Annotated in this window: 27 protein-coding genes and 1 riboswitch; of the genes, 19 read left to right on the forward strand and 8 right to left on the reverse strand. The window is 41.6% G+C overall.

Annotated features, from left to right (window positions below; genetic code table 11):
• The first annotated feature begins 7 nt into the window (after positions 1 to 7).
• The 5 genes from NSQ43_RS08250 to NSQ43_RS08270 all read left to right on the forward strand — a co-directional run bounded on the left by NSQ43_RS08250 (position 8) and on the right by NSQ43_RS08270 (position 6,274).
• Positions 8 to 1,393 carry an isochorismate synthase gene (locus NSQ43_RS08250; RefSeq protein ID WP_339254635.1) on the forward strand — a complete coding sequence of 462 codons (1,386 nt, stop codon included), beginning with the start codon at positions 8 to 10 and terminating at the stop codon, positions 1,391 to 1,393.
• Entirely contained in the window at positions 1,386 to 3,104 is a 1,719-nt protein-coding gene (gene menD / locus NSQ43_RS08255) for a 2-succinyl-5-enolpyruvyl-6-hydroxy-3-cyclohexene-1-carboxylic-acid synthase (RefSeq protein WP_339254637.1), read from the forward strand. The genes NSQ43_RS08250 and menD overlap by 8 nt, the downstream gene beginning before the upstream one ends.
• Positions 3,085 to 3,969 (forward strand): 2-succinyl-6-hydroxy-2,4-cyclohexadiene-1-carboxylate synthase, encoded by an 885-nt coding sequence (menH, locus tag NSQ43_RS08260; protein WP_339254841.1) that lies wholly within the window; start codon positions 3,085 to 3,087, stop codon positions 3,967 to 3,969. Before menD ends, menH begins: the two co-directional genes overlap by 20 nt.
• Positions 3,935 to 4,753 carry a 1,4-dihydroxy-2-naphthoyl-CoA synthase gene (gene menB, locus NSQ43_RS08265; RefSeq protein WP_339254639.1) on the forward strand — a complete coding sequence of 273 codons (819 nt, stop codon included), beginning with the start codon at positions 3,935 to 3,937 and terminating at the stop codon, positions 4,751 to 4,753. Before menH ends, menB begins: the two co-directional genes overlap by 35 nt.
• A 75-nt stretch (positions 4,754 to 4,828) precedes the next feature.
• Positions 4,829 to 6,274: an o-succinylbenzoate--CoA ligase gene (locus NSQ43_RS08270; protein WP_339254641.1), complete on the forward strand. Its 1,446-nt coding sequence runs from the start codon at positions 4,829 to 4,831 to the stop codon at positions 6,272 to 6,274.
• A 44-nt stretch (positions 6,275 to 6,318) separates the two neighbouring features.
• Here the strand turns inward: NSQ43_RS08270 and NSQ43_RS08275 are convergent, their stop codons facing one another.
• Together NSQ43_RS08275 and yidD are read right to left on the reverse strand one after the other, a co-directional pair.
• Positions 6,319 to 7,287, reverse strand: a complete 969-nt coding sequence (locus NSQ43_RS08275; protein WP_339254643.1) for a zinc ABC transporter substrate-binding protein — start codon at positions 7,285 to 7,287, stop codon at positions 6,319 to 6,321.
• 90 nt (positions 7,288 to 7,377) lie between these two features.
• Complete coding sequence (gene yidD / locus NSQ43_RS08280) at positions 7,378 to 7,608, reverse strand: membrane protein insertion efficiency factor YidD (RefSeq protein WP_339254645.1); 231 nt, start codon at positions 7,606 to 7,608, stop codon at positions 7,378 to 7,380.
• 94 nt (positions 7,609 to 7,702) lie between these two features.
• Between yidD and NSQ43_RS08285 the strand changes: the two genes are divergently transcribed.
• The 5 genes from NSQ43_RS08285 to NSQ43_RS08305 all read left to right on the forward strand — a co-directional run bounded on the left by NSQ43_RS08285 (position 7,703) and on the right by NSQ43_RS08305 (position 12,071).
• A complete protein-coding gene (locus tag NSQ43_RS08285) occupies positions 7,703 to 8,152 on the forward strand; it encodes a Dps family protein (RefSeq protein ID WP_339254647.1) in 450 nt (149 codons plus the stop codon).
• Positions 8,153 to 8,254: 102 nt separating this feature from the next.
• Positions 8,255 to 8,617 (forward strand): transposase, encoded by a 363-nt coding sequence (locus NSQ43_RS08290; RefSeq protein WP_339254649.1) that lies wholly within the window; start codon positions 8,255 to 8,257, stop codon positions 8,615 to 8,617.
• Between the two features lie 104 nt (positions 8,618 to 8,721).
• Positions 8,722 to 9,102 (forward strand): NUDIX domain-containing protein, encoded by a 381-nt coding sequence (locus tag NSQ43_RS08295; protein ID WP_339254651.1) that lies wholly within the window; start codon positions 8,722 to 8,724, stop codon positions 9,100 to 9,102.
• A complete protein-coding gene (locus NSQ43_RS08300; protein WP_339254653.1) occupies positions 9,092 to 9,877 on the forward strand; it encodes a prolyl oligopeptidase family serine peptidase in 786 nt (261 codons plus the stop codon). The genes NSQ43_RS08295 and NSQ43_RS08300 overlap by 11 nt, the downstream gene beginning before the upstream one ends.
• A 124-nt stretch (positions 9,878 to 10,001) precedes the next feature.
• Positions 10,002 to 12,071: a catalase gene (locus tag NSQ43_RS08305; RefSeq protein ID WP_339254655.1), complete on the forward strand. Its 2,070-nt coding sequence runs from the start codon at positions 10,002 to 10,004 to the stop codon at positions 12,069 to 12,071.
• Between the two features lie 40 nt (positions 12,072 to 12,111).
• On the opposite strand, the gene NSQ43_RS08310 is transcribed toward NSQ43_RS08305, so the two are convergent.
• Both NSQ43_RS08310 and pckA read right to left on the reverse strand, forming a co-directional pair.
• A complete protein-coding gene (locus tag NSQ43_RS08310; protein WP_339254657.1) occupies positions 12,112 to 12,615 on the reverse strand; it encodes a DUF3231 family protein in 504 nt (167 codons plus the stop codon).
• A gap of 188 nt (positions 12,616 to 12,803) precedes the next feature.
• Entirely contained in the window at positions 12,804 to 14,390 is a 1,587-nt protein-coding gene (pckA, locus tag NSQ43_RS08315) for a phosphoenolpyruvate carboxykinase (ATP) (protein ID WP_339254658.1), read from the reverse strand.
• A gap of 172 nt (positions 14,391 to 14,562) precedes the next feature.
• Positions 14,563 to 14,677: riboswitch (SAM riboswitch) on the forward strand.
• A 189-nt stretch (positions 14,678 to 14,866) separates the two neighbouring features.
• Here pckA and metK point away from each other — a divergent pair.
• Entirely contained in the window at positions 14,867 to 16,069 is a 1,203-nt protein-coding gene (gene metK, locus NSQ43_RS08320; protein WP_339254660.1) for a methionine adenosyltransferase, read from the forward strand.
• Here the strand turns inward: metK and NSQ43_RS08325 are convergent.
• Entirely contained in the window at positions 16,066 to 16,608 is a 543-nt protein-coding gene (locus tag NSQ43_RS08325) for a hypothetical protein (RefSeq protein ID WP_339254662.1), read from the reverse strand. The genes metK and NSQ43_RS08325 overlap by 4 nt on opposite strands.
• A gap of 409 nt (positions 16,609 to 17,017) precedes the next feature.
• Entirely contained in the window at positions 17,018 to 17,530 is a 513-nt protein-coding gene (locus NSQ43_RS08330; protein ID WP_339254664.1) for a gamma carbonic anhydrase family protein, read from the reverse strand.
• A gap of 81 nt (positions 17,531 to 17,611) precedes the next feature.
• Here NSQ43_RS08330 and NSQ43_RS08335 point away from each other — a divergent pair, with 81 nt between their 5' ends.
• The 8 genes from NSQ43_RS08335 to nhaC all read left to right on the forward strand — a co-directional run bounded on the left by NSQ43_RS08335 (position 17,612) and on the right by nhaC (position 24,518).
• On the forward strand, positions 17,612 to 18,400 hold the full coding sequence (locus tag NSQ43_RS08335; RefSeq protein ID WP_339254666.1) for an alpha/beta hydrolase: 789 nt from the start codon (positions 17,612 to 17,614) through the stop codon (positions 18,398 to 18,400).
• A 22-nt stretch (positions 18,401 to 18,422) separates the two neighbouring features.
• Positions 18,423 to 19,001 (forward strand): histidine phosphatase family protein, encoded by a 579-nt coding sequence (locus NSQ43_RS08340; protein ID WP_339254668.1) that lies wholly within the window; start codon positions 18,423 to 18,425, stop codon positions 18,999 to 19,001.
• Positions 19,002 to 19,097: 96 nt separating this feature from the next.
• The gene (gene lepB / locus NSQ43_RS08345; protein WP_339254843.1) at positions 19,098 to 19,598 is read left to right on the forward strand and encodes a signal peptidase I; all 501 of its coding nucleotides are present in this window, start codon (positions 19,098 to 19,100) and stop codon (positions 19,596 to 19,598) included.
• 64 nt (positions 19,599 to 19,662) lie between these two features.
• On the forward strand, positions 19,663 to 19,842 hold the full coding sequence (locus NSQ43_RS08350) for a hypothetical protein (protein WP_339254670.1): 180 nt from the start codon (positions 19,663 to 19,665) through the stop codon (positions 19,840 to 19,842).
• Between the two features lie 90 nt (positions 19,843 to 19,932).
• Positions 19,933 to 22,083, forward strand: coding sequence for an ATP-dependent helicase (locus NSQ43_RS08355; RefSeq protein ID WP_339254672.1), 2,151 nt, complete (start codon positions 19,933 to 19,935; stop codon positions 22,081 to 22,083).
• Positions 22,080 to 22,457 carry a CrcB family protein gene (locus tag NSQ43_RS08360; RefSeq protein WP_339254674.1) on the forward strand — a complete coding sequence of 126 codons (378 nt, stop codon included), beginning with the start codon at positions 22,080 to 22,082 and terminating at the stop codon, positions 22,455 to 22,457. The genes NSQ43_RS08355 and NSQ43_RS08360 overlap by 4 nt, the downstream gene beginning before the upstream one ends.
• The gene (locus NSQ43_RS08365; RefSeq protein ID WP_339254676.1) at positions 22,454 to 22,816 is read left to right on the forward strand and encodes a CrcB family protein; all 363 of its coding nucleotides are present in this window, start codon (positions 22,454 to 22,456) and stop codon (positions 22,814 to 22,816) included. Before NSQ43_RS08360 ends, NSQ43_RS08365 begins: the two co-directional genes overlap by 4 nt.
• Before the next feature lie 322 nt (positions 22,817 to 23,138).
• Positions 23,139 to 24,518, forward strand: a complete 1,380-nt coding sequence (gene nhaC / locus NSQ43_RS08370) for a Na+/H+ antiporter NhaC (RefSeq protein ID WP_339254678.1) — start codon at positions 23,139 to 23,141, stop codon at positions 24,516 to 24,518.
• A 38-nt stretch (positions 24,519 to 24,556) separates the two neighbouring features.
• Here nhaC and NSQ43_RS08375 read toward each other — a convergent pair whose 3' ends face one another.
• Both NSQ43_RS08375 and NSQ43_RS08380 read right to left on the reverse strand, forming a co-directional pair.
• Entirely contained in the window at positions 24,557 to 25,090 is a 534-nt protein-coding gene (locus tag NSQ43_RS08375; RefSeq protein ID WP_339254679.1) for an isoprenylcysteine carboxyl methyltransferase family protein, read from the reverse strand.
• Between the two features lie 12 nt (positions 25,091 to 25,102).
• A complete protein-coding gene (locus tag NSQ43_RS08380; protein WP_339254681.1) occupies positions 25,103 to 26,182 on the reverse strand; it encodes a 3-oxoacyl-[acyl-carrier-protein] synthase III C-terminal domain-containing protein in 1,080 nt (359 codons plus the stop codon).
• Positions 26,183 to 26,238: the final 56 nt, after the last annotated feature.

A 26,238-nucleotide genomic window follows, 5' to 3' on the forward strand; every position in this document is an offset into this window, starting at 1 on the left:
GAATATGATGAATCATAAAATAACAGATATGCAGAAAAACCAGGAGGTGACGATATCTCCCGCCACCCGTTTTTTTACGGAGACTGTTGAAGTGGGGCGGTTATCCGCATTGTCATTTTTTGAAGCAGGCGTGTCTCTTTATAAGAATGAACGCTTCTATTGGCAGAACTCAGATAAAACATTGACACTTGTTGGGATTGGACATGCTTACACTTTATCGAACCAAGAGATAGCCAATCGCTATATGGATATATCGCAGAAGTGGAAGCAATTATGCTCTGTATTGATAAAAGAAGAAAAAGATGTTGACCCGATTTTGTTTGGAGGTTTTTCTTTCGATGAAGAAAACCGTAGGAATTCCGAATGGGACGAGTATCCATCAGCTTTTTTTGTCGTTCCTTCTTTTCAAATGAAAATAGAGGGCGGCAGAACTTTCATTTCCATCAATATGATTACAGACAAAAAGGAAGCGGCTGAAGACTTTGAACGGTTGCGTGAGGAAAGGGACCATCTCATCCATCTTGCTCAAGTCGAGGAATTCGATTTTACAGACACGAATGCAATTGAATCGACGTATGAGCGAAACAAAGATCATTATCTGAATGCAGTTCAAAATGTAACAAACTCCATCAGAAATGGCAAAGCGGATAAAGTTGTAATGGCACGTGCTTTGGAGCTGAAATTTGAACATGAAATAAATGATGTCAGTGTTCTGCATTCCATAACGAACGAACAGCAAGAGAGTTATCATTTTGGGCTTACAAAGGGAAATTCACTCTTTTTTGGTGCAACACCGGAACGTTTAATCGAAATCCGTGATGGCAAAGCCTATTCCGCATGTGTTGCTGGTTCAATTAGACGTGGAAAAACGGCTGCTGAAGATCGGATGTTTGGAGAAGAGCTTTTAGGTGATCGGAAAAATCGTGAAGAACACCAATATGTTGTCGGAATGATTTCAGGTATATTTGAATCGTATTGCAATGAGGTACGAATCCCTAAGTCCCCTAAATTGATGAAGATCAGGGATATCCAGCATCTCTTCACTCCTGTTGAAGGAAAGCTTGGACAGGAAGTTGATATCTTTTCTTTCGTCGAAGCTTTGCATCCAACACCTGCACTTGGAGGGGTTCCGACAGAAATTGCGTTAAATATTATCGGGGAAGAAGAAGGAATGGATCGTGGGTTTTATGCCGCCCCGATTGGCTGGACTGATTCTGCAAACAATGGGGAATTCGCTGTTGCCATCCGTTCTTCATTGATAAAAGGAGACCATGCCTATTTGTATGCAGGAGGTGGAATTGTGGCAGATTCCAATCCCGCGGAGGAATACGAAGAGACTTGGGTGAAGTTTAGACCTGTTTTAAGAGCGCTTGGAGGAAAGCTTAATGGATGACCGGACAGTATTAACGAATCATGTTTTACGAATGACAGATACTTTATTAAAAGCTGGAGTGAAGGCAGCGGTAATTAGCCCGGGTTCGCGTTCCACTCCGCTCGCATACGCTTTTGCGGCTTCAGATGAAATGCAGACATTTATGCAGGTGGATGAAAGATCAGCCGGTTATTTTGCATTAGGTCTTGCGAAGGCTACCGGGAGCCCGGTTGCACTTTTATGCACTTCCGGAACTGCAGCATCCAATTATCATCCTGCAATAACAGAAGCGTATTATGCACGAGTGCCTTTGATTGTACTGACTGCTGACCGTCCTCATGAATTACGGGGCGTTGGAGCTCCGCAAGCGATTGACCAATTGAATATGTATGGAAAGCATGTAAAGTTCAGTGTGGACCTACCATTGGCGGAAGATAATGAGGAACTGGATTGGTTCCTTGAGCGACATGTCAATCGTGCGGTTTCAATTGCAATGACAAAACCGATGGGACCCATACATTTGAATATCCCACTAAGGGAACCTTTACTAATCGACTTCGATATGAAAGTGCGAAAGTCCACATTTATTGAAAGAGTGTTAGGAGAGATTGAGCTTTCGACTGAACAAAAACAGTCGTTTCAAACTCTTTTTGAAAATACAAAGAACGGACTTATCATAGCAGGTGAATTGCCTGTCGGATTTGACAAGAAGCGATTTTGGGAATTTGCGAATAAAATACAATGGCCCGTACTTTGTGATCCATTATCCAATTTACGATCCGAAGTCCCTGAAGAATACAGCAATTTATGCATAGCTCATTATGATGCAATACTAAAAAGTGAGAAGTTCGCAGAGGGTGCTGTTCCGGATACCGTTATCCGGTTTGGTCCTCAGCCTGTCTCCAAACCTTTGTCCTTGTTCCTGAAAAAAGTTCGTCCAACTGTCTTCATTGCAGTTGACGAAGCACCCGAATTCCGGGATTCACTTGGTGTTGTCACACATCATTTACAAGCTTCACCTGAATCAGTATTTGATATACCGAACCAAAGTGAACCGAATGGGTATACCGCAATGTGGTCGACAGCAAATGACATTGCCGAAACAGCGACACTTCAATATGAAGGGCAACAGGGGGATGAAGGAATAATTGTTAAGACGTTATTCCAAATGATTCCTGACGGCAGCGATTTATTCTGCGGTAGCAGCATGCCGATCCGTGATGTGGACACGTTCTTGAGTAAGACGAATAAGGATATTGCGATATTTTCAAACAGAGGGACAAACGGTATCGATGGAGTCGTATCTACTGCATTCGGTATAGAGGCAGCACGGAAAAGGCCAACTTATCTATTGATCGGGGACCTTTCATTTTTACATGATGTGAATGGTTTGATTGTATCGAGATTCCACGAGACAAGTTTGACGATCATCTTAATTAATAATGATGGAGGCGGTATTTTCTCGTATTTACCACAGTCGACTATCCAGAATCACTTCGAAGAATTATTCGGTACACCGACGGGATTGACTTTTGAGCATATCGGAGCGATGTATGATGCACAATATGCTGCAGTACATTCCGCTGAAGAGTTCAAAGAGGAACTCCAAAAGGATAAAACGAAGCCAATCAGGATCATCGAAGTATTTACAAACAGACCCATTAATGTCACTGCCCATCGTGCTTATTGGGCTGAAGTAGTTGAAAGGCTTGATGGAAATGGAAATGAATGATGTGCGCAGCATTCAAATCCGAGGACTCTCCATTCATGTCGAAATGGAAGGAGAGCCGCATCTTCCAACAATCATTTTCCTTCATGGTTTTACAGGGTCTACAGCGACGTGGCGTGAAGTCCTGGAACAGTTCAAAGGAAGTTACAAGACTATCGCTATCGACTTAACTGGGCATGGAAAAACTACCATTCCTGAAAATCCGGAACGATACTCAATGGAGGAACAGATTGAGGATCTAAATGAATTGATCGATGAGCTTTCGATCCAATCTTTTTACTTGGTAGGCTATTCAATGGGAGGGCGAATCGCATTAGGGTATACGATAAAGTATCCTGAACGCGTGCGTGCCCTAATTCTTGAAAGTGCATCACCAGGTTTGAAGGAACAGGTTGAAAGGGAACAACGGAGAATAGCGGATGCATTGCTTGCAAAGAAGATCATTGAAAATGGGATTCCCTCTTTTGTCGACAAATGGGAGAACATCCCTCTATTCGAATCTCAAAAAAGTCTTCCGGAGAAGAAGCGGGAAGAGGTTAGGACTGAACGACTTCAGCAAAGTGCGATAGGCCTTGCAAATAGCCTATTAGGGATTGGTACTGGCAGTCAAAAATCATATTGGGATTCTCTTCAGAAGTTGAAAGAACCAGTTTACCTTATAACCGGAGAACTTGACTCGAAATTTGTCGGGATTGCCCGGGAAATGAAGAACCTTGTAGAAAAATGTCGACATTCTGTCGTTCCCAACGTTGGGCATGCAATTCACGTGGAAAATCCCCGTATCTTTGCTACAATGATTAAGGACTATTTACATCAATTGAAGGAGGAAGAAAATGACACGTCAATGGGAAACAATCCGTACATATGAAGATATTAAATACGAAAAGTATAACGGGATTGCAAAGGTGACGATCAACCGTCCAGAAGTACGCAATGCGTTCCGTCCGAAAACTGTAATGGAAATGATTGATGCTTTTTCACGTGCTCGTGATGATGATAGTATCGGAGTCATCATCTTAACGGGTGAAGGGGAGAAGGCTTTCTGCTCTGGTGGGGACCAATCTGTCAGAGGTCATGGAGGATACGTTGGTGACGACGAAATTCCACGTTTGAATGTATTGGATCTTCAAAGACTAATCCGTGTTATTCCGAAACCAGTTGTTGCAATGGTTGCTGGATACGCAATTGGTGGCGGACATGTATTACACGTCGTTTGTGATCTAACGATTGCTGCTGACAATGCACGTTTTGGACAAACTGGACCGAAAGTTGGTTCATTTGACGCTGGATATGGCTCAGGATACCTTGCTCGCATCATCGGTCATAAGAAAGCAAGGGAAATTTGGTACCTATGCCGCCAATATGATGCTCAGCAAGCTTTGGATATGGGCCTTGTTAACACAGTTGTACCGTATGAGCAATTGGAAGACGAGACAGTACAATGGTGTGAAGAGATGCTTGCAATGAGCCCTACAGCATTGCGCTTCATCAAAGCCGCCATGAATGCGGATACTGACGGTCTTGCCGGTCTTCAACAAATGGCAGGGGATGCAACATTACTATACTATACAACGGAGGAAGCGAAAGAAGGAAGAGACGCATTCAAAGAGAAGCGTAAACCTGACTTTGGCCAATTCCCAAGATTCCCTTGATCTTTTGTTTCAAAATGGGATGAAAATTTTAAAGCTGCCTTTAAATGGGCAGCTTTTCTGTTGAGGTGAAAAGATTTGATACCCAATTGGTTGTTGAAAAGGTCTAAACTGACACCGAATCGAACAGCTCTTTCATTCGGTGATGAACGATGGACATTCCAAGAGTTGAAAGAAGAAGCTGATTTAATCGCAAGGAAATTAAGGATGAATGGGTTGGAAGAAGGGGATCGAATCGCCTTATTAGGGCCATCCAATCCGGAAATGGTGTTTGTCATTCATGGCTGCTTATTAGCTGGACTTGAAATTGTCATGCTGAATAGCAGATTGTCCACAAAAGAGATATTGTGGCAATTTGGCGATGCGAATGCGTCCCTCTTGATCGTTGAGGATGGATTATTACTCCAAGCCGGTCTTAAAGATGTCCCAATGATTACGTTTTCGTCCCTTCAGTCGAGCGGGCAACGTGATTTCAGTGTTTCAAAAATGTGGGATGAATCGCGAACAATTACGATTATGTATACGTCTGGGACAACAGGTTTTCCAAAAGGTGTTCGTCAGACTGCAGGCAACCATACATCAAGCGCGCTTTCTTCCGTTTTAAATTTAGGTTTGACAGATGATGATAGCTGGCTTTGTACAATGCCGTTATTCCATATTAGCGGTTTTTCCATTCTTGTGAGATCGGTCATTTATGGTATGGAAGTTAGGCTATACGAAAAATTCGATACGAAACCAATCGTCGATGAGATCAGGAATGGTACGGTTACAAGAATGTCAGTAGTCGCGACAAGTTTGCAGCGCATCCTTGAAGAATTCGAAAAAACCGAAACTGTAGCCCACCCTGCTTTTCGGACAATGTTAGCCGGGGGCGGACCTGTGCCGGACGATTTCCTTAAAAGAGCAGAAAGTCGAAAGTTGCCCGTATTACAAACATACGGAATGACTGAAACAAGTTCGCAGACAGCTACATTATCGTCGGAAGACGCTTTGCGTAAATCCGGATCTGCAGGTAAACCACTCTTTTTTAACCAGATAAAAATTAGAGATACTGAACAACCTAATGAGTTAGGTGAGGTTCTAATCGCAGGACCCCATGTAACCTTAGGTTACATCGGTCATGCTGTGAACAAGGAGCCATTAGAAGATGGTTGGTTGCCGACTGGTGATATCGGATATTTTGACGAGGAAGGGTATTTATTCATCGTGGATAGGCGTTCGGATTTAATCATTTCAGGTGGAGAGAATATTTATCCGGCTGAAGTGGAAAATGTTTTGCTCAGCCATCCAAAGGTGAAGGAAGCTGGTGTGTGTGGACAAAGCCATCCGGAATGGGGCAGTGTGCCAGTCGCTTTTATAGTTTCAAACGAGGATATATCTCAGGAGGAATTAGAAATTCACTGTAGAGAGTCGCTTGCACCATATAAGATTCCTAAGGCTTATTATTTTGTAGATGAATTACCACGAAATGCATCGAATAAATTATTACGACGGGAATTGAAAGAATGGGCAGCTTTGAACTAAATCAAAAATGCCACCAACGTTTACCTGCGATGGTGGCATTTTCATTATTTTCCGGAAAGTGCTTGCTCAAGTAACCGTAAATTACGTTCCATTAACGTGAAATACGTCTCGTTGTTCTTTACATCTTCTTGTGTAAGAACGCCTAAATTATGAAGTGTTAATGATTCGGCACCGATTTCCTTTCTGACGACTTCAGTCAGTTTGGATGATACATTTTGCTCGAATAAAATATAATGAACCTTTTCTTTTTTCGCTTGCTCAACAATTTGTGTAAGTTGTTTTTGAGAAGGCTCGCTTTGTGAATTCAATCCAGCTATCGCTACTTGTGTCAACCCATATTCATTGGCGATATAGCCGAACGCAGCATGGGAGACGAAAAAGGTTTTTGTTTTTGCGTCAGCGGACATTTCCTTGAAACGTTCATCAAGTTCCATTAAATCGTCTTCCAATAGACTGAAATTCTTGCTGAAGTATTCTTCTTGTTCCGGCATTTTTGCTATGAGTGAATCTTTAATTGTTGCTGCCAATTCAATACTTAGTTTAGGAGAAATCCAAACATGGGGATCGAATTGACCATGACTATGTTCATCGTGTTCATGTTCTTCCTCTTCATCATGCTGCCCTTCTGTTAATTGGTCATCAGATAGTGCAGCGCCTGTAGCTACCAATTCAACATGCTCACCCTTTAGTGTCTTTTGAGCATTCTCAACAAAACCTTCCAAACCAAGCCCTATGTAAAAAAACAAATCTGCGTCTGAGAGAGCTATCATATCTTTTTGTGTAGGGTCGAATGAATGTTCATCGGCTCCAAGAGGGTATATGGAGTGAACTTCCACAAACTCTCCGCCAATTCGCTCTGTAAAATATTGTAATGGATAGACGGTCGTATACACGGATAATGTGTTTCCGGTAGTCGTTTCTTTTGTGCCTTTATCACCGTTTTCCTTGTTCCCGCATGCACTAACCAATAGTGTAATAATAACCATAAGGGGAACGAGAAACTTCTTATTCATAATTCAAATTCCTCCGTCTTTAATAGTAATCGTTCCGATTTACAATGCTTTCTTATAATACAAGATGAATGAGAATTTAGCAAGAACAAGTCATTTCTCTTTATTAACCTTTTCGGGTACAGGGTCAAACCCACCTTCATGAAATGGATGGCATTTTGAAATTCTACATACTGCAAGCCAAGCCCCTTTCAAAGCTCCGTGCTTTTGTATTGCTTCAACGCCATAATGGGAACAAGTAGGATAAAAACGGCAGGTAGGTGGAGTAAGCGGAGAGATAACTTTTTGATATAGTTTAATCAGGCCGATCAATATTGTTTTCATAGTAAAGACTCCTCTATTTGCATATATGTTTAGTTTATTTGTTTCGGTGGTAAATTAACAGAGAGAAGCATTATAAATGAAATGAGGTTTTTGTATGTCTAAGGAATTAATAGAAGAACTGAATGTACAAGTTTCTACATGGTCGGTCATGTATGCAAAATTGCATAATTATCATTGGTATGTAAAAGGGAAACAATTTTTCACGCTCCATGAAAAATTTGAAGAGCTTTACAATGAAGCAACGGCTCACATGGATGAAATTGCCGAAAGGATTTTAACACTTGGAGGCAATCCGACAGCGACTTTGAAGGAGCACTTGGAGCAGTCCGTCGTGAATGAAGCGACAGGCAATGAAGAAGCCGAGGAGATGGTGAAGACGATTGCCGACGACTTCGGTAAAATCATGAAGTCGCTGAAGAAAGGCATGGATGTCGCTTCTCAAGACGGCGATGATATGACAGAAGATCTCTTAAATGCAACCTATCAAAGTATCGAAAAGCATCAATGGATGTTGAATGCATTCCTTGGTGAGTCTAATAAATGATCGATCAGGCACGGATTCCTAAGGAGTTCGTGCTTTGTTTTGATGTACATGCATTGTTTGATGAGAGTGAACCATACTAATAAAAAAAGGTGGGACATTCACATGGATAATGATAAAGTAAGGATGTACGTATCAATTGCAAATCAACAAATTTACTCGCATAAGCATGATTCGCCTTGGGAATATGAAGTTGAAATGAGTCGAGAGTTTCTCCCTGTTTTCAATCAGTTATTTACACAAATAGGGCGCTTGGAGTTTAGTAATTTCCTTCGAGGCCATTCGCGGCCGTTTTTACCGTATCATTATGATCGGGATAACCATGACATTGACCGCAGAACGATGAAATTATATGCATTGATTCATGAATTTACGGATGATGAGACGAAGAAGTTCATAGAGAAATTGCCTTACTTTACAAAGGGCAATCCGAAGATTACATCGGCACCCGTCCAGCCATCCAGTTGACTGAAAGGACGTGAAGTCATATAACTACTACATTTAAGGACTTACAAGGCGCACATGTTGAGCTGACTTTCGGAGAAAACCGATTTGGCATGGAAGCTCGACATGTGCTCGTTGTATTAAAGCATAATGGCAAATGGCTGCTAACCCGCCATTCGATCCGTGGTATAGAGTTTCCGGGCGGCAAGGCTGAGGTAGGGGAGTCTATCGAAGAAGCCGCAATCCGGGAAACGATTGAAGAGACAGGTGTCACGATTACCGATTTAGTGAAATTTGCTGAATATGTCGTTATGAGTAACGTGACGTTCTGTAAAGCGGTCTATACAGGAAAAGTTGCGATGATCGATGAAAATCCGACGTTATATGAAACGGAAGGCGCATTATGGATGAATGATAAGGAATTAGATAACTGTGAGGAGTTAAGTTTTCATATGAAGGATGCCGGTATGGTTGAAATTCGTAAGTGGGTGGAAACGTATGTACAGTAACGGTACTATTTTACATAGAAGAGATTATCCTTCCCCAAATCCAAACATCCGCCTCGAAGAAATTACGTATTGGTCTGACGGTTTCAGAGTAAAAGGAATGCTTGCTGAACCTGTTGTTGAAGGGAAGTATGAAGGTATCATTTATTTACGAGGCGGCATTCAACATGTCGGAATGGTGCGACCCTCCCGAATTGCACAGTTCGCTTCTCAAGGCTTTGTTGTGTTTGCACCCTACTACCGCGGAAACAGAGGTGGGGAAGGGCGGGATGAGTTTGCTGGAGACGACAGGCAAGACGCGGTAAATGCCGTCGAAGTGTTAAAGCAGAGCACTTGTGTAAATAAGGAAAGAATTCATCTCTATGCCTTTTCCCGAGGCGGAATCATGGCGTTATGGACAGCCATCTTAAGGGAGGATATTACATCAGTCGTTACATGGGCTGGGGTTTCGGATGTCGTATTTACATACAATGAACGAAAAGATATGCGTCGGATGATGAAGCGAGTCATAGGTGGGACTCCTAATAGCATGCCGGACGCATATCGTGAGCGTACTGCGTTGTTCAGAGTAGATGAAATAGATGCTCCGGTGTTGATCATTCACGGCATGAAGGATGATAATGTTTCATTCGAACAGGCTATATTATTGGAAGATGCCTTAAGGGAACATAATAAGTCATATAAAACCTGGTATTTTCCTGAGTATACACATTATTTTCCAGCATTGCATAATGCACAAATTGTCCGAGACTTATGCAATTGGATGAAAGAACAATAACTAAAAATCCCCTACAGAGAACTTCTCTGTAGGGGATTTTTATCGTTAAGGGTAACTTCTCTATTCGGCCCCTCATATATATAGTGGGGGAATACCTAAAGCAGGAAAGGTGAGTGGATAGAAGTTGAATATTAATGAAAGCGATAAGTTGAATCAGAATAGGAATCAAAATCAGAATCCGAAGCAAGAACAACTTGATGAGTTTCGTGTTCTGAACGCCGGTAATCCGATGACGTCGAATTCAGGTAGAAAAATCTCAAATGATGATAGGATCTTAACTGCAGGCAAGCGAGGACCAGGGTTGTTACAGGATATTCATTATTTTGAAAAGATGACATCTTTCGTGCGCGAGAGGATACCTGAAAGAAGAGTTCATGCAAGAGGGTATGGAGCATATGGTGAATTCGAATGTTACCAGTCGATGAAACAGTTCACCAAAGCAGGATTTCTACAAGAAGCAGGAAAGAAGACTCCTTTAGTTGTCCGGTTCTCGACTGTGCAAGGTAGCAGGGGCTCTAAAGACACAGCAAGAGATTTGCGTTGCCTTGGTGTCAAGTTTTATACAGAAGAAGGAAATTACGATATGACGATGATCTCGTTCCCTGTATTGATCAACCAAGATCCAATGAAGTTCCCGGATCTCATACGAGCTTATCAACCAGAACCACGAACCGGTATGCCACAGGCTTCAGGGGCACACGACAACTTTTGGGATTATGTTGCAAATAATCCAGATGCACTTCATATGACATTATGGGTCATGTCCGATCGGGGGATTCTCAGAAGTTATCGAATGATGGAGTCGTGGTCAGTCAATACGTATCTGTTTGTGAATGAACAAGATGTTGCAACATTTGTTAGATTTGTTTGGAAGCCGGTTCTTGGATCTCATTCGTTGTTAATGGACGAAGCACAGAAAATTGGAGGCATCGATCCTGATTTCCATAGACGGGATCTTAGAGAGGCGATTAACCGTGGAGCATTTGCCGAATATGAATTAGGTGTCCAGCTTATTTCTATGGAAGATGAACACAAGTTTGATTTTGATATACTTGATGCTACTAAATTTTGGCCTGAGGAGCTCATTCCTGTACAGATAATTGGTAAAATGACGTTGAACCGCAATGTTGACAATGAATTTGCTGAACTTGAACAGGTTGCATTCAATCCGGCGAACGTCGTCCCTGGAATAGATTTTTCAAATGACCCTGTCTTGCAGGGAAGGCTAATTGCTTACCGTTCGGCCCAGTACCATCGTTTAGGAAGCAAAAACTATGAAGAATTGCCGGTCAACCGGCCAATTTGTCCTTTCCATAATAATGATCGTAAAGGGTATATGAGACATCGGATTGATATTGACCAGACGAATTATCATAGAAATTCAATTGAGGATAATACGCCATATACTACTCCACCGGAACAGGGAGGATACGAGCATTATCCAAAGAAAGTGGAAGGGCATATTACGGCAGAGCGTCCTGATAAATTCTATGACTACTTCACTCAACCAAGAATTTTCTGGAATAGTTTGTCACCAATTGAAAAGCAACATACGATCGAGGCGCTTAGCTATCAAATTGGAAGTGTGCAAAGTGACTCAGTCAGACAGCAAAGTGTTGATATATTAGTGAATGTCGATAAGGAAATGGCGAATATCGTTGCGGATAATGTCGGCGTCAATCGACCTAACGGTAATAATGTGCCTGTGTCAACAAAATATCCTTCCTTAAGCCAGGCAAGTACACCTAAGTACGCGTATTCAATGAAAGTTGGCGTGTTGATCGGTAATGGGTTTGATGGTAAAGAAGTGACAAACACGATTCAGGAATTGGAAAAGTACGGCGTATGGGTCGTTATTGTGAGCGAGATGCTTGGCACTGTGACAGGTAATGATGGTACAAAGCTTAAGGTCGATGAAACTTTCTTAACGACAAGCCCTTACCTACTTGACTCTCTTTATATTGTCGGTGGTCAATCAAAGAACGAAGCGAAATTCAATTCCGATATGACTGAATTCATACATGTAGCATATAAGCACTATAAACCGATTGGTGTCGCAGCGAGTGGACAGTCATTTTTACAAGGATCTGAACAGAATAATTTAGCAGGTGTTGTGTTTGCTTCAGGTAATCCAAACTTTGGCGAGGAATTTGTAGCAGCAATAGCTCAAATGCGTTTCTATGATCGAAGATAAAGTAAAGCAGCTGAATATTAATTCAGCTGCTTCTTCCTTGTTATTTGGAATGCACGTTGAGGGGAGGAGGGATGATCCATCCTTTTTTCTTATTAAGCTCCAATAATTTCGCACCGAATAGAAGACGATCCGCATGGAATTTGGCGAACATCATCGCGATATCTTCACGTAAGCATTGACCAAGGACCTGACTGCAGGAAACAAGTCCTTGCCCTACGTTAATGGAGACCGCACCACTTATTTCAGGATCCATAAATCGTGCACCTACGGGAATCTCTTCTGCATTCGCCTTGGCACGTTCAGGCAATGATGGAGGAGGAGTCACTCCATTATCCTTTAACAACTTGTCCACAGCTTTATTCTCGGCTTTCATCATTTCAATGGCTTCCTTTAGTAAATCAATCAAATCCCCATCGCCTGCATGATTGATGAATGCCTCATAACCACTGATCAATCCTTTATTTGCTCCCGAATATGCCCAACAACCAATTACTTCACCATAATGCATTGGCTCGTTTTTAGGATTTCCGCTTAAAATGCCCATTCTTTCTTCCCACATTTCATCATGTTTTCCATTAAATCATGGATCACTATGTATTATGTGAATGAATTGATTTCCTATTCACATTCAATCATTTATGGACGATTCCATACTTCTGTGAAATAAAAAAACATGCCAAGAAAAACGGATAGTTTTTCTTGGCATGTATGATACTGATAGAACGTTTTTTATTAAGCAATCGGTCCGCCTTTTAATGTGATTTCTTCAGAAACATGACCGAATTTCTTGAAGTTTTCACGGAATAAGTCAGCCAATTCTTTTGCTTTTTCGTCGTATTCGTTCGCATTGTTCCAAGCATTACGCGGGTTCAATACTTCGCTTGGAACACCTTCAATTGCTTTCGGCATAGCAAGGCCAAAAATTGCATTCTCTTCAAATTCAACATTATTCAATTCGCCCGCAATTGCAGCACGAACCATTGTACGTGTATGTTTCAATTCCATTCGTTTACCAACACCGTAAACGCCACCAGTCCAACCAGTATTTACAAGGAATACTTGTGCATCGTGCTCATCGATTTTCTTACCAAGCATTTCAGCATATACAGTCGCTGGAAGTGGTAAGAAAGGAGAACCGAAGCATGTTGAGAAAGTAGCTTCTGGTGCAGTAATGCCACGCTCAGTTCCTGCAAGCTTCGATGTGAAACCGCTTAGGAAATGATACATTGCTTGTTCTTTCGTCAATTTCGAAATTGGAGGTAACACGCCAAATGCATCCGCAGTCAAGAACACGATTGCTTTCGGATGTCCCGCAACGGACGGAGTTACGATATTTTCGATATTTTGAATTGGATAAGCTGCACGTGTATTTTCAGTCAATGAATTATCGTCATAATCCGGAATACGTGTATCCGGGTCAAGAACAACGTTTTCAAGAACTGAACCGAATTGGATTGCACCAAAAATTTCTGGTTCTTTTTCTTGAGACAAGTTGATGCATTTTGCATAGCATCCGCCTTCAATATTGAATACACCGTTATCGGACCAGCCGTGCTCATCATCACCGATCAATTTGCGGTTAGCATCAGCGGATAGAGTCGTTTTACCTGTACCAGATAGGCCGAAGAATAGGGCAACATCGCCGTCTTCACCAACGTTTGCTGAACAGTGCATAGGAAGAATTCCGCGCTCAGGAAGCAAATAGTTCATGACAGAGAAAATCGACTTTTTCATTTCCCCCGCATATTCAGTACCTCCGATTAAGACAATGCGCTTCTCAAGTGATACAATGATGAAAGTCTCCGATTTTGTACCGTCGACTGCGGGATCCGCCTTGAATGATGGAGCTGAAAGAATTGTGAACTGTGCTTCATGTGTCTTTAGTTCTTCTTCAGTCGGTCGGATGAATAGATTATGAACAAATAGGTTTTGCCATGCAAATTCATTCACAACTTGAATGGAAAGCTGAGAATTTTTATCAGCTCCTGCAAAGCCTTTAAAAACGAAAAGTTCATCTTTCTTTTTTAAATGGCTAATCACTTTTGTATATAACGAATCAAACACTTCGCTGGAAATCGGTTGGTTTACTTTACCCCAATCAATCTTGTCTTTGGAAGAATCTTCTTCGACTGTGTACTTATCTCCAGGTGAACGGCCAGTATACTTTCCAGTTTGCGCAGTAAGTGCTCCATCTGCAGAAAGTTTAGCTTCTCCACGAGCAGTTGCTTTTTCAACTAACTCTGCCACTGAGGGCTGGATGTTTACGTTATTGCCTGAAAGTAACTCATGTAGTCCGTTTTCAATTTTCGCTGAGATCATTTTGTTCGTACCGTCCTTTGCATGTAATCCCGATTTCCGGGTTTCATCACATTTCGTAAATAGTATAACACATTTAGAATAATAATCTATACTAATGGAAAACTCAAGCGGTTAGATTAAAAAGATTTGACAAAACAACATCTTTTCCTTACTATTGTTAGATGAACGGATACTCTTATCCCGAGCTGGCGGAGGGACAGGCCCTATGAAGCCCGGCAACCTGCGCATATTTTCCTGCGAGAAGGTGCCAAACCTGGAGCAAGGTTGAATTCCTTGGACGATAAGAGTGAAAGGTGCTGCTTTTGAAATACTGCCTTTCCTCATGTATATTTACGTGAGCGAAGGGCTTTTTATATTTTCTATATGTCTGGCCCTTAATCCTTGTGTATGTTGACGTCGACTCTCTAGGCGCTGAACTTACTGGGACAATTAGAGTACCGTATCAATATTTGCAAGCTGTTAAGGAGGAAACTACAATGACAAATCGCCGACTGTTTACTTCAGAATCGGTAACTGAAGGACATCCGGACAAAATGTGTGACCAGATTTCCGATGCTATTTTGGACGCCATTTTAGAGGAAGACCCTAATGCACGCGTGGCGTGTGAAACGACAATCACAACAGGTTTAGTTCTTGTTATCGGTGAGATTACAACAACTACTTATGTTGACATTCCGAAAGTTGTTCGGGATACAGTGAAAGAAATCGGATACACACGTGCTAAATTCGGCTTTGACTGGGAAACTTCATCCGTCTTGACCTCAATTGACGAGCAATCCCCGGATATCGCAGCAAGCGTGGATCAGGCGCTTGAAGCAAGAGAAGGCACAATGACAGATGCAGAACTTGACGCAATCGGAGCGGGTGACCAAGGATTGATGTTCGGTTATGCGTGTAATGAAACACCTGAACTTATGCCAATGCCTATTAGTTTATCCCATAAACTTGCACGTCGACTTTCCGAAGTACGTAAAGAAGATATTCTTCCTTATTTGCGTCCGGACGGAAAAACACAAGTAACAGTAGAATATGATGAAGATAATAATCCTGTCCGTATTGACACGATTGTTATTTCCACACAACATTCGCCTGATGTTACACTCGAAGAAATTCAAAGAGATTTAAAAGAGCAAGTCATTCAGCCAGTCGTTCCTGCAGAGTTATTAGATGAAGAAACGAAATACTTCATCAACCCTTCAGGCCGATTCGTAATCGGTGGCCCTCAAGGGGATGCTGGATTGACTGGACGTAAAATCATAGTTGACACATATGGCGGATATGCGCGTCATGGCGGTGGAGCATTCTCCGGTAAGGATGCTACGAAAGTGGACCGTTCCGCTTCATATGCTGCACGCTATGTAGCAAAGAATATCGTTGCAGCTAAGCTTGCGGATCGTTGTGAAGTGCAATTGGCATATGCAATCGGGGTAGCGAAGCCGGTTTCTATTTCGATTGATACATTTGGAACAGGAAAAGTAGAGGAAAGCAAGCTTGTGGAAATCGTGCGTGAGCTATTCGATTTACGCCCTGCAGGCATTATCAAAATGCTTGACCTTCGCCGTCCGATTTATAAGCAAACAGCAGCGTACGGCCATTTCGGTCGTACGGATGTAGAACTCCCATGGGAGATGACAGATAAGGCTAAGGAATTGCAAGAAAAAGCTGGTTTGTCTAATTAATGATGGATGATTGTATAGAAAAGACAGGAAGAGTGGAGAAATCCAGCCTTCCTGTCTTTTTTTGTGAAAGAAATGGGGTGGAACGAGAACTCTTTGAGTGGAAAGGAGAAGTCTTTGGCGAAGAAGGAGAACTCTTTGAGTAGAAAGGAGAAGTCTTTGGCGAAGAAGGAGAACTCTTTGAGTGGAAAGGAGAACTCTTTGTCGAAGAAGGAGAACTCTTTGAGTAGAAAGGAGAAGTCTTCGGCGAAGAAGGAGAACTCTTTGAGTGGAAAGGAGAAGTCTTCGGCGAAGAAGGAGAACTCTTTGAGTGGAAAGGAGAAGTCTTTGTCGAAGAAGGAGAACTCTTTGAGTAGAAAGGAGAACTCTTTGTCGAAGAAGGAGAACTCTTTGAGTAGAAAGGAGAAGTCTTTGTCGAAGAAGGCGAACTCTTTGAGTAGAAAGGAGAAGTCTTCGGCTAAGAAGGAGAACTCTTTGAGTGAAAAGTAGACTTGGCCATGTGTTAAGTGGTCAAGGTCCAATCTTTCCAAGTTAGGGTCCATTGTTCTGCTCTCAAGGTCCATTCTTCCGCAACAGGGTCCATTGTTCTGCTCTCAAGGTCCATTCTTCCTTAACAGGGTCCATTGTTCTGCTTTCAAGGTCCATTCTTCCGCAACAGGGTCCATTGTTCTGTTCTCATGGTCCATTCTTCCAAGACATGGGTCCATTCTTCCTCTACCAAGGTCCATTGTTCGGGTAGCATAATAAAAAAGGTGTAAAATCAAGGAACTAAACTAAATTTCATACGTTTAATTAGTAAATAAATTGTAAGGATGGAGGAATGATATAATGATGAGCCTATGGTTTTTGGGCCTAATTGCTTTATTAACAATTATCATCGCGGCAGGAATCATTGTTTTCATCGCTATCAAAAAATAAGGTGTTGCACAAAGCGCAACACCTTTACCAATATCATTTTTGCATTCCTTTATAAATAGCGCCTTTTTCAACGTAACTCTCAATAATTCGCTTCATGTCAGCTCGGTCATCGTCGTTCAATTCACGGACGACTTTGGCCGGGGAACCAAGCGCAAGGCAGCCTGGCGGGATTTTCTTGCCGGGAGGTACAAGGCTTCCGGCTCCGATGAAAGCACCTTCTCCGATTTCAGCACCATCCAAAATGATGGCGCCCATTCCGATCAGCGCACCTTCACGTATGACGCAACTATGAAGAAGGGCTTTATGGCCAACAGTCACGTCATCTTCGATCAATAATGTCCTTCCTGGACTTTGGTGAAGGCAACTTAAATCTTGAATGCTGACACGTTCGCCTATTACTGTTGGCGCAACGTCTCCACGTATAACCGTATTAAACCAGATGGAACTGTTAGCACCAATCGTAACGTCGCCAGTAATTGTTACATAATCCGCTATATAGACCGTTGGATCGATTTTTGGAGTCTTTCCATTGTATGGATAAATCATGAATGTCTCCTCTTTTCTATAAATCGTGTATAATTTATCATATCATGAAACTTTCATTTGCATAAAGAGGAGGTGGATTCTATGTGGAAATGGGAGGCAGAAGGACAACCGAAAGCGCTCGTTGTCATTGTCCATAATGCTTATGAGCATCATCTCCGCTACGCATGGCTAATTCAGAAGCTGAGAACTGGCGGATTTCATGTTGTTACAAGCGATTTGCCCGGTCACGGTTCTGAGAATGGCAGAAGAATACATGACGAGACATTTGAATCATATATTAGCCATGTGAAAAAGATGATTGAGGTCGGAATGCTTGATAGCTTGCCGGTATTTGTACTTGGACATGGGCTGGGAGCTTCACTTCTCATGCATATTCTGCAGCGAGAAAAGTTGGAATGTGCAGGATTTATCTTCAGTTCTCCATGGCTTTCCATGAAACACCAGCCATCCAAGTTCTCAGGTGTACTGACAAAACTTTCAAGTTCGATGAAGGTAAATCATGATATTACAATAGAATTATTAACGCGTAACTATGAGATGTACATAGAATTTCAAAACGATCGAAATTATAGCTCCCAAGTTGTCGCTTCTTGGTATAGGGAATTGCAAGCGATGATGAAGTCTATCATTACGCATGAAGAAAGCATTCAGGATATACCGGTTCTTGTTCATACTGGGGGGCAAGACAAGATAACGGAGATTGCGACTGCAAAAAAGTGGTTAGTGAATCAGCAACTTTCTGATTTTCAATATAAAGAATGGAAAAGACTTTATCATGATCTTTATCAGGAGCCTGAGAGAGAGGAAGTCTATTTGTTCATTGAATCCTTCATGAACAATGTGCTTCGCTCTTTAGGGTATATCGTCTGATCAAATAGGGGAGTGGCTAATTATGACGATTATCGGTTTTGTAAGACATGGTGTAACAGCGTGGAATAAAGAAGGAAGGGCGCAAGGCAGTATGGATGTCCCTTTGGATGAAGAAGGAATTGAAATGGCCAAACGTGTGGCCGATCGGCTAACTACTGAAAAATGGGACATCATTTACACAAGCCATTTAAAACGCGCCAGTAAAACCGCTGAAATCATTGCGGAAAAGATGCCAAATGTTGAACTTGTTGAGGACCCTCGATTACGTGAGGTTAGTGGCGGAATGGTGGAGGGAACAACGGAGGCAGAACGGATAGAGAAGTGGGGAGAGGACTGGAGGCTGCTGGACATGGGATTTGAATCCCAAGAGGCAATCATTTCTCGCGGATTGGAATCCATTCATGAAATTAGAAGGAAGCATCCGGGTGATAGAGTATTGGTCGTTAGCCATGGAAGTTTCATAAAACGGTTATTGAACGAACTTATAACAGATACTGTTTATGAGACGAGCTTGGATAATACTTCATTAACGATTGTTGAACTGTCGGACGATAAAAACAGTTGCCGGCTTTTCAATTGCACGGCCCATTTATCTCTTTAAACCTTTCATAAGAAAAATAGTCTATAATATACTTATACAACAACCAATTGCTTGAATGGGGGCTGTACTTTGAAAAAAGAAACAACGAATGAAATAATGTCTTGGATTAAATCGATAGCAGTTGCTTGTGTCATTGTTTTCGTAGTTCGCCATTTTTTATTTTCCCCAGTCATCGTGTCTGGCCAATCGATGGAACCGACATTTGAATCGGATAATCGTGTTGTTATTTCGAAAATCCATAAAATTGATCATTTCGACTTGATCGTATTCCATGCGCCAGGTGTGCAGGAGGATTATATTAAACGGGTCATCGGTTTACCAGGTGATACCGTTGTTATGAAGGACGACAGGCTCTTCATTAATGGAAAAGAATATAAAGAAGAGTACCTGAAGGAGAACAAAAAACAGATTTTCAAAGAGGAGAATTTGACGGAAGACTTTGAAGTCATTGTACCTAAGGGTCAACTTTTCGTCTTGGGTGATAATCGACGTAACAGCACAGACAGTCGGGTGATCGGATGTATTGACCAAGAATCGGTTGTAGGTAAAGTCGGTTTTAGATTTTATCCATTAAATTCGATTGGTTTTCCGAAGTGATCGCATGATTAACTCTAACTCTTTGGGGTATCTTATGAAGACTACTCAAAGAGGAGTGATCAATTTGTTTAAGAAGGATAAAAGCCAAGGGAAAAACAAAGATGTCAACAGGGCCGAATTAGCCGGAACAGAGTACACCGATGAACAACGACGCACAAACGAAGTCGCCTCCACTGCCTATAAAGGAAGTAAAAATGAGAAAGTGGATATCCAGAACGATCGGCTGGAATCGGGCGGATTTTAGTCAACAACCTCTGCAAATTTGCAGAGGTTCTTTCTTTTTATAAGAATATGGTACATTAAGGACAATGTAAATGAGAAGGAGCACCATGTAATGTCTGATTTCTTTAATAGAAAAATGAAAGAACTACATATTCAATTGAATGATGTCCAAAAATCTGCCGTCCTACAAACTGATGGACCGTTACTTTTATTAGCATGCCCCGGATCCGGTAAAACTACTACAATGATTATGCGAATCGGGTATTTGATAGAAGAGAAGAACGTTAATCCGAAAAGTATAAAAGCTATCACTTTTTCTCGTGCAGCTGCAAATGACATGACTGAACGATACAAACGTTTCTTTCCTCATCTTGCCCCAGTGGATTTTTCAACAATACATAGCTTGGCATTTGGTATTACAAGAACCTATTTGAATAAAACAGGCACTGGTTTTGAATTGATCGAAGGCGGCGGAAAAGAGAAGCATTCTCCGAATAAATCGATGTTGCTCAAATCATTATACAAAGAAGTGATACGCGAAGAAGGTACAGAAGAAGAATTGAGTTCACTGTCTACATTCATCAGCTTCCTTAAAAATAGAATGATTCCATTTAAAGATTGGGAACAAGTACCTGGACCTTTTGAAAAGGCTGGTAGCATCGCGTTAAAATACGAACAATATAAGACGAAAATGATCGGGCATTTGCTGCTTGATTTTGACGATATGCTCACGATAGCAGAACAGGCATTGCGTATGGATGAACAACTTGCGGAGCGATTTCGCAGTCAGTTCGATTATATTTTGACGGATGAAAGCCAAGACACCTCGCTTGTTCAGCACCGAATTGTTGAGCATCTTGTTGCGCATCATGGAAATCTCTGCGTAGTGGCGGATGATGATCAGTCAATCTATACGTGGCGGGGCGCTGATCCAAACTATTTGTTGGATTTCAAGAAAGTGTATCCTGATGCTGAATTGCTTATGATGGAACAAAATTACCGCTCTTCTAAGGAAATTGTTGAGACAGCTGCAAAATTCATTAAACGGAATCGGAATCGGTATGAAAAGGAAATGCGTACTGAGAATAAAGAGAGTGGCCCTATTTTCATTAAACAATTCGAGGATCCAAAACAGCTTTTAGAATATGTCACATATGAATTATTGAACGAGAAAAACTTGAACGAAGTCGCAATCTTATTTAGAAATAATTCCTCATCGACACTATATGTTAACGAGCTTCATAGAAGGGGAATTCCTTTTTATATGAAAGATGCGGATGACAAGTTCTTTTCCCATTGGATTGTGGAAGATATTCTGAATTTCATGAGACTGAGTTTCAATGTTGAAAGGAAGGATGTTTTCTCGAAAATCGCAATGAAGATGAATTTGTTCATCTCAAGAAAGATGCTTGCGGAGTTCGAAAGGAAATCAACTTCGGGGAATGTCTTTAATGCATTTCAACATGCTGTCCAACTAAAGGGCAGCCAAGTTGAAAAATTAAACTCTTATAAGGGAGTTTACGATAGAATCCCTGATATGCGCCCTGCACAAGTGATCCGGATGATCCGATATGAACTTGAATATGAAGAAGCACTGAGAAGTCGTGCGCAGAAATTTGGTTATCGGATAGATAATTTACTCGGTATTTTAGATACCCTTGAAGGAATCGCCTCCCAATTGCGGACGATGGTCGACTTTGCAAACCGCTTAAAGGAATTGGAAACCGCAGTTCAGCAGGCGAAATTTAACCCTCCAGATGACGCGTTGACATTGTCTACATTCCACAGTGCAAAGGGGCTGGAGTTTAGGCGTGTTTTCATGATTGACTTAGTGAAAGGCATTATTCCTTCAGAGGAAGATGAAACCGATCCTTTGTTAATGGAGGAAGCGAGACGACTGTTTTATGTAGGAATGACACGAGCAAAGGATCGTCTGGAATTGCTATCCTATCAAAAACAAAATGGAAAGACAAAAGAGGATTCACGATTTGTGAATGAAGTGCGTGGAATTGTCATGAAACCGGAGGAGCGGAAAATGGAAAAACTGAAAAAAGTTGAACCATCCATTCCGATAGATCCGGATGGAATTCATGATTTAAATGAGCTGTATAAGGATTTGCATGTAATTCATCGAGTGTTTGGTAGGGGAGTCGTTTTGGAAGTGGGCGAAGCGGATATTCGTCTTCAATTTGGTGAGAACGAGAAGCGACTTTCACTTGAAATGGTATTATCCCGCCGGTTATTGAAAAAGGTGGAGTCATGAGAACGGTTCTTTGTGTTGGATTTGCCGGAGCGATTGGGGCGATTTTACGTGTATGCATAGGTCAATTCACATATGGTTTCTCGGAATTTCCTATTGCGACATTCACAGTAAATATGATTGGTACGTTTTTATTGTGCTTTCTTAGTACAGGCTTCATACAACGTCTAAAGTTAGATCATGATTTACAAACTGCCGTAACGACCGGATTTCTTGGCTCCTTCACAACATTTTCTGCTTTTAGTATGGAAACTGTAAACCTAATACAAAATGATGCTGTTTTAATGGGCTTATTTTACATTGCAAGCAGTATCGTCGGTGGGTTTCTGTTTGGAATGATAGGCATGAGAATTGGCAGGAAGGAGGGGAGAGAATGACGGTCATAGATATATTTACCATTGGGGCTGGTGGTTTTCTTGGCGCCGTCATTCGGTATTTCATATCCGGCAAGTTTAATAAAGATGGGAGAGCACTGCCGTTTGGTACGTTATTCGTAAATATAGCTGGGTCCTTGCTGATCGGTTTTGTAGCCGGCTTAGGGGTTACAAAACCGTGGACGCTTTTTCTTGTATCTGGATTCGCTGGTGCCTTTACAACATTTTCAACATTGACTAAAGAATTATTGCAGTTTTGGATAGGGAAACGAAAAAAACAATTTTTTATTTACCTCTTCCTGACATATGGTATTGGAATTATAATGGCGTTTGTTGGATTTTTAGTTGGAAATGCATGGTGATGGCAGATAAATCCTATTGACTTTTTTGACAGGCATGGTAAGATTCAGAACATAAATAAAAGCAAAGACCATATTAAAATCAAATAGGCTTCGGAAAGTTGGCGCAGTAATTCCGTTGTGGGCAGCAAGTAGAGACTGAATGTATAGTGGGAATTCAGGCAGCGACAGGAATGAATTACACCAACGAAATTTTCCTTTTTAATGAAGTGGATGGCAGATGGACTGTCGTCAAATAGGGTGGTATCGCGGAGAACTCCTTCGTCCCTTTTTACGGGATGAAAGGGTTTTTTTGTGTTCAATATAGACTAAGGAGGAGTGCGTTATGTTTAAAATTAAAGCAATTCATACACCGTCATTTTCGGAATCAATCACGCTTATTGCTGGGATCGTTCTAATGATAGGTGTTTGCCTCATACTATTCGATGCTGTTCCTCATTTACCGCTTCTTTTTTCGGTTTTACTATTAATCGCATATGGCCTGCTTAAACGAATACCGTACCGCGCACTTGAAAAAGGTCTGATTGAAGGTGCGGGTTCTGGGATGAGTGCCGTCTTCCTGTTTTTCTTCATCGGCCTGCTCATAAGCAGCTATATGATGAGCGGGACAATTCCTACGTTGATATACGCAGGATTTCAAATAATAACCCCTACGTTCTTTTTTGCGATTGTTTTTATCGTTACCTCTATTGTTGGCGTCTCAATTGGAAGTTCCCTGACGACTGTTGCAACAGTAGGTGTAGCTTTTATCGGAATGGCAAGTATACTTGAAGTTTCCTTGCCATTGGCAGCTGGAGCAATCGTTTCAGGAGCGTTTTTCGGTGATAAGATGTCCCCGTTATCAGATACAACTAACCTTGCATCCTCTATTGTTGGTGTTGATCTTTTTGAACATATTCGTAATATGGGGTGGACTACTGTACCGGCTTTTATCCTGACAACGATTTTCTTTGGAATTTTATCTCCAAGTGTAAATACAGGGGATTTTGATAAAATAGATGTTTTCCAAAAGACACTTTTGGGAACTGGGATGATTCATTGGTATACGGTCATTCCGCTCTTAACCCTATTTATATTGACAATCAAAAAGGTGCCAGCACTTCTGACTTTGGCTATTAGTTCGGCAGTAGCGGTACTTCTGTCATTCTTGCATCATACTTATGGTTTTGCTGACGTAATGGGGATTTTATTTAAAGGATTTGTTTCCTCAACTGGTGTAGAAGATGTTGATAAACTGCTGACAGGCGGCGGTATGGAAAGCATGATGTTTACTGTTTCATTAGTATTACTTGCGTTAAGCATGGGAGGATTATTGTTTACGTTAGGGATTATCCAAAGTTTATTAGAAGGAATCGAAGTTCTTTTGAAGAAAGTTTCCTCAGTCATATTGGCTTCGGCTGTCACAGCAATCGGAATTAATGTATTGATCGGTGAGCAGTATTTATCGATTTTATTGACAGGCCAAGCATTTCAGTCGTCTTATGAAAAAGTTGGTCTTGCCAATAAAAATCTTAGTCGTGTCATTGAAGATGCGGGTACGGTAGTGAATCCGCTTGTACCGTGGAGTGTATGCGGGATTTTCATCTCGCAAGTGTTGGGTGTTACGACATTGGAGTATCTTCCATTTGCATTCTTTTGTTTACTGTCTCCTATCTTGACGATTCTTTTCGGATATTTGGGAAAGACGTTGACACGTATCTCATAAATGACAAAACACCAAGGAGACGCAGCCTTGGTGTTCTGTCATTTATTCAGTAGAAATTCTTCCTTATAATTTGTGGCTTCCTTCAACGCCTTCTCCTCAGTCGGAATTCGTACAGTCATCATCCAACAATTAAGGAGTGTGAATAAAGCGGCTGTGAAAAACGCGTTGAACAATAAAGGAAGGATAAGCAATTCAGTTGCAACGATTATATAGTTTGGATGGCGGATCCATTTATAGGGACCTTTCCGCACTACTTGAGCATTTGGGAGGACGATGATTTTCGTATTCCAGAACTTGCCCAATGAGGCAAGGCACCAGATCCGTAAAAGTTGAGTCGCAAGAAAAATGGCTAACAAGACTGGCCAAATCGACGATAGTTGACGATTTAAAAAGAGAACTTCCAAAAACAAGGAGATGAAAAAGAGGATATGCATCCCCACCATAAATGGATAGTGAGTTGCCCCCGCTTCAAAAGCTCCATGATCCTTCATCCACTTTTCATTTCGCCTTGCGACAAGCAATTCAATGAGACGTTGAAGAATGACGATAGAAATGACGATTCCAAATACCATCTATCTCTCACCTCAATTCCACTTCAACAACAGCAATTCACCGCAAAAACCAGGACCTAATGCAGCCATTAAACCGTATTCGCCGGGCTCAGGAGAAGATTCCATGAACCGTTTAAGAACGTATAGAATTGTTGGTGAAGACATATTGCCATGATTCCTTAGAACGTCCCTTGAAATATCTGTTTTGGATGAATCGAATTGTAAAGCATTTTCATAAGCAGTCAGCACTTTCTTTCCTCCAGGATGTGCGACGAAATGAGTGATATCGTTTTTAGTCAAATTATTTGAGGCTAAGAATTCATGGACAAAAGGGCCGAGCCAATTTGTGATGATTGCCGGTATGCTTTTTGAGAAGACAACGTATAATCCATTGTTTTTAATGTCCCAGCCCATAACATCAACAGAATCCGGCATCAACTTCGACGTAGTTGCAATGATAGTTGGAACTGTTGTGTTCAATGCAATTTCGGATTGATCGCCTGTAATTAATGCACAAGCGACACCATCCGAAAAGAGCGAAACACCGACGAGATTGCTTTTCGAATAATCGTCTTTTTGAAACGTCAAACTACAAAACTCGATTGAGAGCACTAGTACATTAGCTTTCGGAAATGCCTTGCAATATTCGAATGCCCGGCTTACTCCCGCAGCTCCGCCTGCACACCCAAGCCCCCATATCGGAATTCGTTTTGTGTCATCCCGGAATGGTACCAGGTTCATGATGCGAGCATCTATGCTTGGTGTTGAAATACCTGTGCTTGAAATGAAAAAAATGGCGTCAATTTCAGAAGGATCAACGGCTTCTTCCAGAGTTTGTGAATTATAAAGGCAAGCTTCAACAGCCTCAACACCTAAATTTACGGCATGATGAATATATAATTCATTCCGTTCTTCAAAATCATGGGCTTGCCCATACCACTCAAGCGGCATGCATACATCTCGTCTTTCGATATCGCCATTTTGAAAGACTTTTAAAAGCCTTTCGATATCTTTGAATCTTTGACTGAATAGAGAGCGGGTTAGTTCGACGGCTTGCCGCTGTTTAACTTCATGGGGAGGCAAAACAGTACTGACGGAAACAATTTTTGGCATGGATAAACCTCCGTTTATTTATCATTCATTAACCATTGCAGAAAAATATTAAACAT

The sequence above is a fragment of the Sporosarcina sp. FSL W8-0480 genome (assembly GCF_037963765.1).
Taxonomy (GTDB): Bacteria; Bacillota; Bacilli; order Bacillales_A; family Planococcaceae; genus Sporosarcina.

Excerpts from the sequence above, each read along its gene's own strand:
- NSQ43_RS08355 (WP_339254672.1), top strand. The coding sequence starts at position 19,933 with ATGTCTGATTTCTTTAATAGAAAAATGAAAGAACTACATATTCAATTG.
- NSQ43_RS08310 (WP_339254657.1), bottom strand. The coding sequence starts at position 12,615 with ATGGGCATTTTAAGCGGAAATCCTAAAAACGAGCCAATGCATTATGGT.
- NSQ43_RS08300 (WP_339254653.1), top strand. The coding sequence starts at position 9,092 with ATGTACAGTAACGGTACTATTTTACATAGAAGAGATTATCCTTCCCCA.
- NSQ43_RS08290 (WP_339254649.1), top strand. The coding sequence starts at position 8,255 with ATGGATAATGATAAAGTAAGGATGTACGTATCAATTGCAAATCAACAA.
- NSQ43_RS08285 (WP_339254647.1), top strand. The coding sequence starts at position 7,703 with ATGTCTAAGGAATTAATAGAAGAACTGAATGTACAAGTTTCTACATGG.
- NSQ43_RS08340 (WP_339254668.1), top strand. The coding sequence starts at position 18,423 with ATGACGATTATCGGTTTTGTAAGACATGGTGTAACAGCGTGGAATAAA.
- NSQ43_RS08360 (WP_339254674.1), top strand. The coding sequence starts at position 22,080 with ATGAGAACGGTTCTTTGTGTTGGATTTGCCGGAGCGATTGGGGCGATT.
- menB (WP_339254639.1), top strand. The coding sequence starts at position 3,935 with ATGACACGTCAATGGGAAACAATCCGTACATATGAAGATATTAAATAC.
- NSQ43_RS08250 (WP_339254635.1), top strand. The coding sequence starts at position 8 with ATGAATCATAAAATAACAGATATGCAGAAAAACCAGGAGGTGACGATA.
- NSQ43_RS08275 (WP_339254643.1), bottom strand. The coding sequence starts at position 7,287 with ATGAATAAGAAGTTTCTCGTTCCCCTTATGGTTATTATTACACTATTG.
- NSQ43_RS08365 (WP_339254676.1), top strand. The coding sequence starts at position 22,454 with ATGACGGTCATAGATATATTTACCATTGGGGCTGGTGGTTTTCTTGGC.
- NSQ43_RS08380 (WP_339254681.1), bottom strand. The coding sequence starts at position 26,182 with ATGCCAAAAATTGTTTCCGTCAGTACTGTTTTGCCTCCCCATGAAGTT.
- menD (WP_339254637.1), top strand. The coding sequence starts at position 1,386 with ATGGATGACCGGACAGTATTAACGAATCATGTTTTACGAATGACAGAT.
- NSQ43_RS08325 (WP_339254662.1), bottom strand. The coding sequence starts at position 16,608 with ATGGACCCTAACTTGGAAAGATTGGACCTTGACCACTTAACACATGGC.
- nhaC (WP_339254678.1), top strand. The coding sequence starts at position 23,139 with ATGTTTAAAATTAAAGCAATTCATACACCGTCATTTTCGGAATCAATC.
- NSQ43_RS08335 (WP_339254666.1), top strand. The coding sequence starts at position 17,612 with ATGTGGAAATGGGAGGCAGAAGGACAACCGAAAGCGCTCGTTGTCATT.
- lepB (WP_339254843.1), top strand. The coding sequence starts at position 19,098 with ATGTCTTGGATTAAATCGATAGCAGTTGCTTGTGTCATTGTTTTCGTA.
- NSQ43_RS08330 (WP_339254664.1), bottom strand. The coding sequence starts at position 17,530 with ATGATTTATCCATACAATGGAAAGACTCCAAAAATCGATCCAACGGTC.
- yidD (WP_339254645.1), bottom strand. The coding sequence starts at position 7,608 with ATGAAAACAATATTGATCGGCCTGATTAAACTATATCAAAAAGTTATC.
- metK (WP_339254660.1), top strand. The coding sequence starts at position 14,867 with ATGACAAATCGCCGACTGTTTACTTCAGAATCGGTAACTGAAGGACAT.
- NSQ43_RS08375 (WP_339254679.1), bottom strand. The coding sequence starts at position 25,090 with ATGGTATTTGGAATCGTCATTTCTATCGTCATTCTTCAACGTCTCATT.
- pckA (WP_339254658.1), bottom strand. The coding sequence starts at position 14,390 with ATGATCTCAGCGAAAATTGAAAACGGACTACATGAGTTACTTTCAGGC.
- menH (WP_339254841.1), top strand. The coding sequence starts at position 3,085 with ATGGAAATGGAAATGAATGATGTGCGCAGCATTCAAATCCGAGGACTC.